The sequence below is a fragment of the Pseudoalteromonas sp. 2CM28B genome, assembly GCF_023161935.1.
In genome coordinates this window covers 12,672-25,674 of sequence record NZ_JALNTH010000016.1, presented here as the reverse complement: position 1 = coordinate 25,674, position 13,003 = coordinate 12,672, and the positions used below count along the sequence as shown (strand labels likewise).

12 protein-coding genes are annotated in these 13,003 nt (G+C 38.3%); 4 read left to right on the top strand and 8 right to left on the bottom strand.

The genetic code is table 11. The annotated features are described in order from the left end of the window. Positions 1 to 51: 51 nt before the first annotated feature. Positions 52 to 1,026, bottom strand: coding sequence for a tRNA dihydrouridine(20/20a) synthase DusA (dusA, locus tag MTN96_RS19520; RefSeq protein WP_248532567.1), 975 nt, complete (start codon positions 1,024 to 1,026; stop codon positions 52 to 54). Between the two features lie 157 nt (positions 1,027 to 1,183). Here dusA and MTN96_RS19515 point away from each other — a divergent pair, with 157 nt between their 5' ends. Both MTN96_RS19515 and MTN96_RS19510 read left to right on the top strand, forming a co-directional pair. Continuing rightward, the gene (locus MTN96_RS19515) at positions 1,184 to 2,281 is read left to right on the top strand and encodes a site-specific integrase (protein ID WP_248532566.1); all 1,098 of its coding nucleotides are present in this window, start codon (positions 1,184 to 1,186) and stop codon (positions 2,279 to 2,281) included. A gap of 127 nt (positions 2,282 to 2,408) precedes the next feature. Continuing rightward, complete coding sequence (locus MTN96_RS19510) at positions 2,409 to 3,653, top strand: tyrosine-type recombinase/integrase (protein ID WP_248532565.1); 1,245 nt, start codon at positions 2,409 to 2,411, stop codon at positions 3,651 to 3,653. 86 nt (positions 3,654 to 3,739) lie between these two features. On the opposite strand, the gene MTN96_RS37060 is transcribed toward MTN96_RS19510, so the two are convergent. Together MTN96_RS37060 and MTN96_RS19505 are read right to left on the bottom strand one after the other, a co-directional pair. After that, positions 3,740 to 3,871 (bottom strand): hypothetical protein, encoded by a 132-nt coding sequence (locus MTN96_RS37060; protein ID WP_262975465.1) that lies wholly within the window; start codon positions 3,869 to 3,871, stop codon positions 3,740 to 3,742. Positions 3,872 to 3,921: 50 nt separating this feature from the next. After that, on the bottom strand, positions 3,922 to 4,140 hold the full coding sequence (locus tag MTN96_RS19505) for a hypothetical protein (protein ID WP_188161641.1): 219 nt from the start codon (positions 4,138 to 4,140) through the stop codon (positions 3,922 to 3,924). On the opposite strand from MTN96_RS19505, the gene MTN96_RS19500 reads away from it, so the two are divergent. Together MTN96_RS19500 and MTN96_RS19495 are read left to right on the top strand one after the other, a co-directional pair. Beyond that, positions 4,130 to 4,288 (top strand): hypothetical protein, encoded by a 159-nt coding sequence (locus MTN96_RS19500; protein WP_188161642.1) that lies wholly within the window; start codon positions 4,130 to 4,132, stop codon positions 4,286 to 4,288. The two genes, MTN96_RS19505 and MTN96_RS19500, sit on opposite strands and share 11 nt — an antisense overlap. Positions 4,289 to 5,298: 1,010 nt before the next feature. Further along, positions 5,299 to 6,186, top strand: a complete 888-nt coding sequence (locus tag MTN96_RS19495; protein ID WP_223231645.1) for a hypothetical protein — start codon at positions 5,299 to 5,301, stop codon at positions 6,184 to 6,186. A gap of 32 nt (positions 6,187 to 6,218) precedes the next feature. On the opposite strand, the gene MTN96_RS19490 is transcribed toward MTN96_RS19495, so the two are convergent. The 5 genes from MTN96_RS19490 to MTN96_RS19470 form a co-directional block, all read right to left on the bottom strand. Further along, a complete protein-coding gene (locus tag MTN96_RS19490; protein WP_188161643.1) occupies positions 6,219 to 6,455 on the bottom strand; it encodes a hypothetical protein in 237 nt (78 codons plus the stop codon). Between the two features lie 359 nt (positions 6,456 to 6,814). After that, the gene (locus MTN96_RS19485) at positions 6,815 to 7,966 is read right to left on the bottom strand and encodes a UvrD-helicase domain-containing protein (protein ID WP_188161644.1); all 1,152 of its coding nucleotides are present in this window, start codon (positions 7,964 to 7,966) and stop codon (positions 6,815 to 6,817) included. Further along, positions 7,959 to 9,599, bottom strand: coding sequence for an ATP-dependent endonuclease (locus MTN96_RS19480; RefSeq protein ID WP_188161645.1), 1,641 nt, complete (start codon positions 9,597 to 9,599; stop codon positions 7,959 to 7,961). The genes MTN96_RS19485 and MTN96_RS19480 overlap by 8 nt, the downstream gene beginning before the upstream one ends. A gap of 20 nt (positions 9,600 to 9,619) precedes the next feature. After that, positions 9,620 to 11,773 (bottom strand): hypothetical protein, encoded by a 2,154-nt coding sequence (locus MTN96_RS19475; protein WP_188161646.1) that lies wholly within the window; start codon positions 11,771 to 11,773, stop codon positions 9,620 to 9,622. Next, positions 11,770 to 12,990, bottom strand: a complete 1,221-nt coding sequence (locus MTN96_RS19470; RefSeq protein ID WP_248532564.1) for a hypothetical protein — start codon at positions 12,988 to 12,990, stop codon at positions 11,770 to 11,772. Before MTN96_RS19470 ends, MTN96_RS19475 begins: the two co-directional genes overlap by 4 nt. Positions 12,991 to 13,003 lie beyond the last annotated feature (13 nt).

The window sequence follows — 13,003 nt, the reverse complement described above, 5'->3', positions numbered from 1 at the left end:
AAAAAACCACTTTAAAAAGTGGTTTTTTTATAACTGCTCAGCGCTTTAGTATTACTCAGGCACAAAACTTAATGCTTTATCCATTACCGACAAATCAGCCTGTTTACCGTGACCATTTTCTGAAAGGTGACGTCTAAATCCGCGCGCCCCTGGCTGCCCCTGAAAAATCCCCAGCATATGGCGTGCTATATGCCAAAAGTTAGCACCTAAACGCATTTCCTCTTCTATGTAATCATACATAGCGCGCACCACATCGTGACGAGTCTGAGTATTAGCCACCTCACCGTAAATCTTTTCATCCACCTCATTAAGCATAAATGGATTACTATATGCTTCGCGACCAATCATAACGCCGTCTATATGCGCTAAATGCGCTAGGCTTTCTTCAATTGTTTTAACGCCGCCATTAATGCTTAAATCGAGCTGTGGGTAGTCTTTTTTTAGTTGGTAAACGCGTGGGTAATCAAGAGGCGGTACTTCACGATTTTCTTTAGGGCTTAAACCATTTAACCACGCTTTACGGGCATGAATAATAAAGTCATCACAGCCAACTTTATGGCTGGCTTCAATTAATGCGCATAAAAACTCATACGAGTCTTGCTCATCAATACCGATGCGTGTTTTTACCGTAACAGGTATACTAACTTCACTTTTCATTGCCGCAACACACTGTGCAACCAGCTCAGGCTCGGCCATTAGGCATGCACCAAAGCGCCCGTTTTGTACTCTATCTGAAGGGCAGCCTACATTTAAGTTAATCTCATCGTAACCGCGCTCACCCGCAAGCTTTGCACACTTTGCTAGCGCCTCGGGATCAGACCCCCCCAGCTGCAAAGCAACCGGCCCCTCGTGCTGATTAAAGTGTAGGTAATCGCCGCGACCAAATAAAATCGCCCCCGTGGTGATCATCTCAGTGTATAAAACAGCGTGCTTAGTCATCTTACGATGAAAAGTGCGACAATGACGATCAGTCCAATCGAGCATCGGTGCTACGGAAAAACGCCTATCTAATTTCTTCTTAACCATTTAGAAATATACCTCTTTAAATTCATAACCTTACAGCAACCAAATGGAGAATTAATAAAAGTCCAAAAATGGCGTTTTTCGGCATAAACACCCCTATTTCACCCCCTCAGGGGCACAAAAACACCCCCTCAGGGGCACAAAAATAGGATATAAAATAATGGCGTATTATAGCATTTCGAAGCGGCAGCGGAAGAACACAACGGTTTATTTAGCAAAAGTAAGAGCAAAAGAATCTGGTGTTGAAGTTTTCTCAAAATCTAAAACCTTTCACACCAAATCGGCTGCAAATAAATGGGCTAAGGCTTTAATCAATAAAGTCGAGAATAACATCAACAATACATATTTTGATCTAATTGATTGTACCTTTGGTGAGTTGATTGATACCTATGTATCTAAAAAGAAAAATTCAGATAGGCCGATTGGTCGGACTGCAACATTTGCGCTTCGCCAAATCCGTGAATATGCGATTGCAAATATTCTAGTTACACGCTTGTCCTCCTCCGATATTGTGGAGTTTTGCCAACAACGAAAAAACAGTGCAACACAGCCTTCTCCGCAGACAATTTCTATTGATGTCTCATGTATTCGAAAAGTTTTAAAAGTGGCAAAATCAATGTTTAACGTAAACGTAGATGAAAGACCTGTAATTGATGCTTACCCAGCTTTGCATGATCTGAGATTGATTACCCGCTCGCACAAACGAGAGCGTCGATTAGAAAAAGATGAATTTGAACAATTAATGGTTGAACTGAAAGAAAAAGAGAGTCATCACAGCTGTATCATTCCATATGCGGATATTTTCCAAATATCTCTGGTGACATGCTGTCGTATCGGCGAGGTTTGTAACATGCGCTGGGAAGACGTCGATTATCAGGCTCGGACCATTATTATTAGAGACCGTAAAAACCCTAGTGGCTCTCTGGGCAATAACTCAATCTTACCGCTACTCGGCACCGCACTAAACATTATTGAGCGACAACCCAGAGTTGATGACCGTATTTTTCCTTATAATTCGAGATCAATCACTAGTGGCTTCAGAAGAAGTTTAAAAAAATTAGGGGTTACCGATCTGAGGTATCACGATCTTCGACGAGAAGGTGCGAGCAAATTAATTGAACAAGGTTTATCTATAGAAGAAGCTGCAAGGATCACGGGACACAAAGATTTAAATATTCTTTGGCAAGTCTATGTCGTTATGAATCCGGTTCATTTCGAAAAATTCAAAGATATTAACGTTCTAAATCGCACCGACTAAAAAAACAACAGGGGTAACAAAAAAAACACTAATTTGCAGTGAGTTTTTGAAACTTGTTTAAGTTTGCTATTCTGAAAATATAATAGGCAACCTCTTAAGAACAATAGAAGAATAATACAGGTTGCCTATGGCTTTTTATAGCATAAAAGAAACTAACTCTAACGGCATAACTAAATATAAATGCCGCGTTAGAGAAAAATCCGCTTATTACCCGCACGACAGTTCAAGAACTTTTGACTCATATGATGATGCTATCGATTTTGGTGAATCAGAAAAGCTTAGGCTTGGGGAGTTAGTTCAACAATCAAAACAAAAAGGGGTTAATACCAAAGTCGTCAGCGCAGGGCACAAAATATTATTTACCAACGCAGAGCTTCCAAAACTTTCAGAACAATCAACACTTAGAGAATTTGTTGAAGAGCTTTTAAAAGAACATGAGCGTTCTCCAAAATCTTTTGCTAAATCTACTGCAAGTGCATTGAAACATATAATCGGCAACACCACTAATGATGGCTATAAGATAGCAAACATCAAGGTAATCGATATTACCTATCAAACTTTAGAGCAGTTTTGCCGTGAGCGTTTGAGTTTAGGTATAAAACCACAAACAGTGAAACTAGACCTCTCGGCTCTAGCCAAGGCAATTGGTGATGTAAGTGCTCAAAATGACCATCTTTCTGGGCTTTCAAAAACTCAAATCACTCAGCATTTTGAATTGCTTGGAAAACGAGGTTACATTGCTAAGTCTGGAACTAGGTTTCGAAGATTAAAAAAGGGCGAATATCGTAAAATTTTGCGCGCTTTTTGGAAGCGTCAACAATCTAGCCGCGTAACTGAAAATTATGTATCACTAATCGTTTTATATATTGAGCTAACCGTTCGCCGTTCAGAGTTGTTAGAGTTAACGTGGAGTGATGTAGATTTTGAGAATAATCTAATAACTATAACACCCAATAAACCTCGAAGCGGTGAACCTAACGCCGAAGATCGGCTTCGTCAAATGCCGTTATGGGGACTTGCCAAAAAAGTTTTAAAAAAACTAAAACCCATCAATGTTGAACCAAATGCCAAAATTTTTAATATTAAACCAGGAACAATTACAAGCAAATTTGGTGTGATAGTTCGTTTGCTCGCCATTGACGACTTGCGCTTGCATGATTTACGGCGTGAGGGGGTTTCCCGACTTTTAGAGCAAGGCTTTACTAAAGAACAAGTTAAAGTTTTCACTGGTCACAAAGACTCTCGTATGATTGATGAAGTTTATCAAAACATCGATGCTAGAAACGTAGTGGCGAATGTTGAGAGACTACAAAATTTTCAAGCTTTCACCTTGCAAGCTCAACTTTCAACGCTAAATAAGCAGTCAGAATAATAAAAGCATTTAGCTTATAATTCACAAACTAAAAAGCCCACCTATAGTAGATGGGCAAATGAGAACACTAACGAGGACTTGGCCGACTAAATGTCGGTCTTGTTATTTTTTAAAATAATTTTTATTAAGCTGTGTTTAATTACTAAGTAGATACTGGTAAAAAATACAATAGTGCCTACACCTGCCAACCCAGGGATAAACCAAATAGACTCATTCATAAAGAAAACCCTTTGTACGTTATCAAACCTAAAATGACTGGTAAGTGCGGTTAGAAATCGCAGTTGTTACTGATCCCAATGTCGCCATCGAACCAATCAGTCGCTCCATGTGAATCATCAAAGGTGCTCATTCCTCCAGAGTCATTTAGCATAAATCCCCAGCTTGATGAGTCATCGGTGTTAGGGCTGGTATCTTGAATTTCGATATCATTTAAAGAACTATCAATTGCGAAAGAGTCTGACTCGACAAGATCGGTTGTGTATTCCACGCACTCGCAACAAGCGCTGGATACATCGACGAAAGCATCTTCAGTAATAAGAATACTTGTACTTGCTGTAGGCTCTAATGTTGAGGAACAAATAGAGTCTTGGATAGAGTCATCATCAATGCTTGCAGGCGAATCGACAGAGCAATGATCGAATAATTTTAAACTTAATAATGTCATGTTTGTACCTGTTAACTTTCATTCGGTACACAATGACCTTAATAATCTAAAGCTCGTTTGCAAATGTTTTTTTACTCATAATTTCAGTTTATTTAAAAGCAGAAGGTGTTGAACGACGCTTTTATAATTTAGGCTGATAACGTGCAAAGCTTATCCACGAGTCCATTATCGGCGCACAAAAAAACGACTAGTGCTTTAGACCAAACCACCAATATTCAAACCATATATAAAGTCTCCTTATAAGTTTGTAGTAATTAAAAGTTATATAAAAGCAAGATGTAATCACCCACTACAATTTGAGCTTTTACATCATCGACTATCGTTCAACGACTGAAATAATAAACGATCAAGCGTTTCCAAACCGCATTAAAGTTATGCTTGTTCGAAAGGTAGGATAGACAGAAAGCGAAGCGATTATCAGCATCATTGTGATAACAATGACTGCAACAAAAACCTTTGAGAATCAAAGCAACAAATCGCGTAACAATGAAAATGCGAAGCACTTTTTGTTGTGTAGCTGAGCATGTGAGTGGAGCGAACAAACCACTAAATCAGTTTTGCCTTAGCAAAATTTTTAAGAGAGTTTGGCACAAACTGTTTAAAAACCTTGGCTGCTTTTCGCAGAAAACAGCGTCTACGACACTGCTGCAACTTGCTTGCATAAATGCGTGCGCTAGACGGCAGATTTGGTGGTTTGTGCGCAGCACGTCACATGCGATTTAGATTTACGGCTAGCTACGAAGTAGCGTAAAGACAGTGCGCTACGAATGTAGCATAGGCACTGGCGTAGCTGGAAATCGTTTAGCAATTCGAAGAATTGCGCCTTCATGATGATTCAGTTCATAGGTTGGTTTTTCAGTTGGGTTATTCGGCGTCAATTCTCAACCCAACTGACAACCAATCACCAGAGTTTAAAATCTTACAAATTTCGTCATAGGCGAACCTTTTTCAAGCTGACATTTAAAAACATTAGGAGAGAGTATGTCAGCAACAGATATTACAGATGGTAATGAAAACAGTATTACCAACCTTGAAGCTTATGGCCGATATTTTGATATTGGAATGTACTACCCCAAAAGCAACAATTTCAGATTGCGTGGGAAACAAAAATTAGAATTTGCATTACTAATTGCAGCTAGAGTTGGATTTGTATCACCTTTGGTATGTGCAGAAATTTGGCAAACTCCCCGTCATAAAACACTAGCTTTTTTAAACAAAATGATAAGTGATGGTTTGCTTTTATCAGCAAGTACCTCACGTATTACTGATGGGCGTATTTACGTTTTGACGTACGCAGGAGCTAATTACGCAAAAGATTTAATGAAGATTGATTTCCCATTTCGGTCAACAGCTGAGCCAATTCAGCAAGTAAATCAAAACTCAATAATGCACGATGCAATTTTAAGTTATGTGCTCGCCGCAGGTATTCAGAACTGTGATGCCAATGGTAATCACAAACCACTTTGGAAAGCAGTAGTTACTGAAACAGAGTTTCAAAGACTATACCCAAGCAACGAGGTAAAAAATGTTGATGCCGTTGTACTACTCAACAATGACAAAGTAGCAGCTGTCGAAATTGAACATTCATACAAGCGCAAGCAACAGCATGAGGCGAGTATTTTAAAATTTAAAAGTGCCATGTTGGACACCCCTAAACTCTACGACCAAGTATTTTTGGTGGTCGCTTCAAATAAAATCCACGCAGACACCCAGCGTTTCTATGATCAACTACTAGAAGAAATGCCAAATCGTATTAATAAAAAAACTAAGCAGCCAATGTTAACCATAGCTGAAGCTGAGTATCTGAAAGAGAACATAATATTTAGAACCAAGTTCATCAAAGACATCAACCGGATTTTCTACAAATAAAAAAGAGCACCGACCTCGGTGCTCAATAATAATCACTCTTTGTATTTTCTTTTGTAGTGTTTTTCAAAAATGTGGATTAACCACGCCAACATCCAGAAGCCAAAACAGCCATACCATGTATATACTCCGGTAAACCAGTAACTGGGGTGGTAATCAAATCCGAACACGGCTTGTAGTAACCAAACAAATACGATTATGTCGCCTAGTACGTCAAATGTCCTTACTGATGTATCTAACACAAAAAGTATGAGTTCTTGTCTTCTCGTCATTGCAGTATCTCCTCTTTATCTTATGTCCTGCACCAAATAAAAAGGAACTGAAGAGGAGAATTTCAGGCATGAAAAAAGCAGACCGGAGTCTGCTTTTCGTTTTATTGCTCTGCCATTCACCAGAGTTACCGACAGCGCATTCGTGCTAGTAACTCAACTAACATTCCCAGTGTTAGCTCTCTCTGACGATACCACATAATGTCAGTTGGATTTCCTTAGGGGCTTCCAGTCACGTTCCACAGCCTGGGAGCGGTGGTAGACGGCATTTTCTAAGTGGTGATTGAGCATCCTCTACAATTCATATTTGCTCTCGATACTATGTAAGGGCTTAAGAGGCGAAATATATTCAACACTCAAAATTATGGTTTCCAAATAGCTAATTTAGTCTTACAAACATCACTATCATCAATCACAAAGGCAACACTATATTTGGCGCGAGTAACAGCAACATAGAACCTATTGATAGCTTTATCTGTTTTCGACGATGAGAAAGCGTCTTTATCTCCGTTGATAAAAGCTAATATGTTCGCTGTAGGAACAATTAATGTTCGATCATAAGTTCTACCTTTTGATTCACCGAAGTTAACTTTGTCACAATCATTTTTGTGAAGGTAGTTTGCTGATCTTACGCTATCTCTTAGAACAACTGGCTCAAATCGTTTTATATACTCATTAATATCAGACTTTTTAACAGCAAAGAGTCCTTGGTGATCACTAAATTCATCAGGAACACCTTCAACTTCAGAAACAGTGGGCAAATAACCAAACCCTTGATGGATAGAGTCTGCATAATTACATATAGATTGAATACATCGTCTGCTTGAAGCTAGCTCTTCTTTATCGAATTTTAAATTATTGTAAAAAGCCAGTTTATCAATACTAGAACTCGGCTTTTTCGGGTTAGACGTTGTGTCATAAATGGTCTGTCGAAAGTCACCGACGCAAGTGATTGGCATCACTGACAGAAATATAGGTTTGAGTAGGTCGTAATCCCAACCTGCTAAGTCCTGAACTTCATCAATAAAAATGTGATCATAAAGTTCACAAATTCTTTCTACAGCAAGACTATTAGTTACCTTTAATATTCTTACAGCCAGCTTAGATAAAAACTCGGTATGTACCATAGAATTGTTGCTTGTTAGAAAGTGTTTAAGGTTTACACTGCAAGCTTTAGCATCAAACTCTTCTGCCGTTCCCGCAATAGTCGTGTTACCCTTTTTATGTGGGTTACTTTGATTAAAGTTAATCGATTTAATTCTATTTTTAAAAAATATCGACTGATAAGGCCGTACTATATCTTCGAGTAAAAAAGTGTACCAGCCTTTGACATCGATCTTACCTTGTTTCGCTCCACCTAAAATTACGCACCTATCTTTTATCTCTTGCTGATTACTTCGCGTGTACGTAAGTATTAGTATTCGTTTATTGTCACTTGCAGCGGCGCAAGCCGATTTAGCGAGTCTATGTGTTTTACCTGCGCCTGCACTGGCAATTAAAAGCTTATTAGTCAAACTTTAACGCCTTCACTAAATAGTCTGGGTATTCAATCGACTCATTTGAATCAAATATGCGTACAGCACTGTCAACTTTTCGTGATCCATGATTCTTACCATCGGCGGCATACCAATTTCTGAAAGCCTTTACCTTATCTTCTATTCCTTTTTTCTTTATGTATTTATTGTAAGTTGTACTCGAAAGAGCCACCTTCGCAAACTTATCTAAGTCATCTTCCGAGTTGGCGTTTATGGCTATCATTGCTGGCTCTAGTGAATTCAAATCATTATCACTAGAAGAAAATACTGAACAACTTAGACCTTTACTCCAAGCTGTTATATTTGCATCGTAATCCCCATCATTATCTTTAACAACGTGAATTTTTGTACCTATGTGTTTGCCTATTTCTATATAGTTTTTGAAACCAATACCACGTACAACAATAATGTCTATACCATCTTCTTCAGGCAATATTTGGTGCTGCTGAAAGTAGATCTTCTTTAAAATCAGCTCATCTGAAGGCCCTTCAACCAAAACTATCTTCGACGATAAAACCACTCGCAAAGTGTCATACCCTGGCAATCGTTGCAGTCTCTTGGAAACCTTCGGATCAATACTTTTTAGTTGTGTGTAGTTTTTACCAAGCAAACACAGGTTTTCAAGGTTCAACTTATTCAAAACATAAGAGCTATGTGTCGTTAAAAACAACTGAGTATTGATTTGCTGAGATATTGAGTTTATTAGCTTGCACAAGTTTATATGTGATAAATGATTTTCTGGCTCTTCCACCATAACAAAATCAATATTTTTTGACTTGTTAGCCAGAGCTAACTTTATTTGTATTTGATTCTGTTCACCTTTTCCAATCATTGGAAAAGCTACATCATCTACAGCCAATTGAAGACCTGATTCGATAGACTTACTTTGAGCCATGTCTGCAACAACATCTAGCTTTCCTTTAGTTACTGAATTATCAGCGTCGAGCTTGTCGTTTATTTCCTTAACTTGCTCTTGTTCATTAAATGCAGACTTTAGTTCTCGATAACCTAATGAAAGTAACGCTTGCTCCCGTTTTGTAAGCGTCGAGTCAATTATATTTGTAATGTACTGGTTCTTACCGTAGGTGGGATGTAGTCTTGTGGGATCTATCAGCAAAGACTTAGCTTCTCGATTTAGAAATTTAATGCTGTTCCAAGCAAAATCAAACCACTCAACTTTGTAAAACTCAGTTGGTATCGATTGAATATCTGCACCACTGCCAATTAACTCGTCATATGTGTTGGCTAAATCTTCATCAAAACAGATTCTGATACAAGCTCCACCGCTATTAATTGATTTTGAATTGTTTGTACCCTTGTATTTAGGGCAATCATCAATAAAAGCTTCAACTACAATTTCAGGAAGGTTTTCTGCTTTTTTATCACTGTCGAGATAATCAGATGTCGCTTCAGCATTAAAAAGTTCAGGCGACAATTGAGCTGAAATTGGTTTACCCCTGTAGTAACCATTAATTACCAGTTCAATGCATTCTAACAGAGTTGATTTGCCAGTATCATTGTCACCCACGATGATATTCACTCGTTCATTGAACGGGAATTCTCTATTCCTAAACTTTTTAAAGTTCTTAACCGTTAATAACGAAATTTTCATGCCACATCCTTGTTTAGTTTTTAAGAAAACTCTTGGCTAGGTTTTATTTGGCTTAATAAAAACCTGACACATTCAGAGTTGACTTGCTCTCGTCTTTCAACAATTTCAAGCAGGTGCTTATCTTGAACTTTAAGTCTACCAACCCAGAGTGCCATCAAAAACTCCAACGCTCCCTCACCTTGCAAATTATCCGAGTTATCAACGATAGAAATAATTATGTCTGTGATCTGCCTACTAAACTCTTCATCAACTGCATAGTTTAATTCAGTTGGTTTCGCTGCTCTAAGTAAACAAGCTTGAATAACACCGTCGTTGAACCTGTCAAAACACACAGGGCTTAACAATGTCGAGTGATAAGTTGTTGCCAACCCTTGATCGTTCTTTGCTCTGAGGTCATGAAGAATTGATTGAATTGTCCAATATACATCAGCTTGTGAAGCTTCCTCTGTTTTAAGACCTAAGCCAGCCCAAAAAGCAAAAGTATTCCTCAACTTCAACGACTGACCGGACGGCGAAGGAAGAAACAAATCACAGTTGATAGTATAGTTTTCTAACTCATTTAATCTTTCGTTAAATATTAGTGGTACTTCGTCAAGTTGTTCACCGAGCGGATCACCAACATCTCCATAGGGCGATAAAATATTGATTTCCATATCCCAAGGAGTGAGTGAGTTCTCTCTAAACCTTGGTAAATAGCAGGATTCTATAGAAATTAGCTCATGACCTCCTAAACACAGATCTTTGCGAAGCTGCTCATAATTATCTGGAGACGGCAATTTTGAAAAGCCAACAAAATACGTAATGGTTGCAGACTTATCTATGCCTCTTAATTTTCTAGCCGTAGCCAGTAACTTTCTACCAGAGGTGATAGCACTAGCAACGACAATAACTGAACTACTGTTTTTTAAATCATCTTCGCTGATGTCCTTGTAACACACAGATTTAACAGAAGGATTTCCTGCAATGCAACGAATGTTGTTTGCAAGGGTTTTAGAGCTTTGATCATCCAAATAAATCACAGTTTCTACATCTCTTGCGAAATGTTTATTGACCTTTTTTACTAATTTCGCCTGAAATGGTTCTCCAGCCTGTTTTAAAATAGGTTCAACTTCTATGTAAAAGTGTTCTGGTTCCCAGTTTTCACTTGGCGAGATATTAAATTGAAGTAAACTCTTTGTGGCAAACTCTTTGAAAAACTTTTGTCGAATCTGGCTAAAATCGACTTTTTTGATGACTAACAACTCATGCTTTGGTGTTTCAGGTATAAACTGCTCACCCTCAATTTTGATAAGTTTGGAGCCATCAGCGCACATTTCACAGCCTTCAGCTTTAACTGAATTAATTTCACCCACAGCCGAAGAAATATCAAAAACAGCTTGCTGCCCTGAAAGTATTTTAGAGTAAAACAAGGTAAGTATATTTGCAGGAACAAATCTATACCTGTTAGATATATCTTTTGCTAGTCCGCCGCTGGTCGTAGCAGAAATAACAACTAGACTATTTTCATCCTCATGAAAATCATAAGATTTGTTAAAGATGTTATAGGATTCAAAGCTTTCAATAAGGGGCTGTCTATCTATAAATTTATTAGAAAGCTGCACTGCAACACTTACCAAAAACGAAATCGACGATGTATCAACATAAATACGTCGTAAATTAGCCCTTAGATACGGTAACAACCCAATAGCTAAGAAGGCAACTTCAGTGCCTGATGTAAATAGATTTGATGCTCTAATAAATTTGTCACAATGATCACCCGATGGCTTCAAAAAGTGATAGCTAGGAAGGGAAGTGATAACCCCTTTTCGCCTAGTGAAAATACAATTTGCACCTTCAGATAGAAGAGCTGATGTATAACAGATTTCTTCATCAGTTCCTAAATCGGTTATCACACCATCATTTGAAACGGTTAAGAAAGTAACTTTTTCTTCAACACTGGCAGTCCACGAGTTGATCTCATCGACGAAGAAGTTTTCTCCTTTTAGCTCTTGCATATCTTGTTTAGAGAAATTGTGACCCATAAGTATTAGTCTGTATGGGACTAAATTTTCATTGATATCTTCTTTGATAGTTTTTGTTAACGATGAAACTTCATAACCAGCTTGGCAGAAAATAACTAAAGACTTCCGATGTTGTTTTGGTTCTTGAAATCTAAAAGCAAAGTAATCACTCATAACGTCACCTCCTGATCAACACCCTTGTCAAAAAGTGGTATTAAAACTGTGACTGCAACCCCTCTAGTGTTAGCTTGCTCAGTGACCTTTTCTGAGCAGCATTTTTTTGTATGCCAGTCAAAAAAGTCGTAATCGTCATTTTGGATTGAAAGAAATGGATTACTTACAAAGTCGCGATATACAGATAGATTATTTGACCTGACTTTCATAAATCCATTCAATGCCGTTAGGTTAGCCATTACCGCAGGTAGGCCATTTCCTTTTATCTCATCTGGGGTTGAAGAACTTCTGAATTTAAAACACTGTTTAAATATTGCATATTGCTCACTAACATCCATTTCTTTAATACTTCCTGTGCCATTATGATCAGCTATCCATCGACCACAAAAGCCTAAGCCTGAATCAACAATGCTAATCTCTACAAACCTTCGAGTTGAGTTTTGAGTCTGATTTAAGTTATCAATATACTGACTCAACACCTCATCATTACTGATTGATTTAGAAATAGCCTCTTCAACTAAATTAATTCCATAGCTATATATCACCCTAGTCGCAGGTTTTAGCCAAACAGAGCGGTTTTCGCTTTTGGTACCGTGCTCATGGGTATTTACAAAAAGCTCGTAGAACATTCTGCCCAAATTGTTAACCTTAGAGTCATCAGGCAAGGTTGCGCCACCTGCAACGCTGGCAGAACGTTCAACCATAGACCTTACAAGACTAGTAATTTTATCAACACTTTTTGGGGATGGGTGATAGCCAGGCATTGTGCTATAAAACTGAGGAACGAAGCCTTTGGTACTATGATCAACAAATGAATACCAGCAAAGGCGGCCTCTATTCTGCCCAAAATTATTTTCTGATTGCCGTTCTATTGCACACTTTGCTTGATGGTTTATATCTGGTCGAACATTAGGTGTTTCTTCAGAGGGCAAATCTATTTGTTTTGCCATCATCATCGCTGTGAACTTATGGGGCTGAGCAATAATATCGACAACCGCTTCGTCTTTCGTTTTTTGGCTTGGCTTAATTTCGACTTTTCGATCTTTACTTAAATTTGCCCAAGTGTTCACAGCTTGAATTGCTGCTGCATAGCCACCAAAAGCAAATTTGCTACTGCCCACTGGGATTTGTAAAACTTGGCTTTCTGGTGATTCAGATAATAGAGAAAAGAACTTCTCTATTTTATCTATCTCCAAAGTAGCGGGTAAAGATTTCATTGTTATTCCCTAT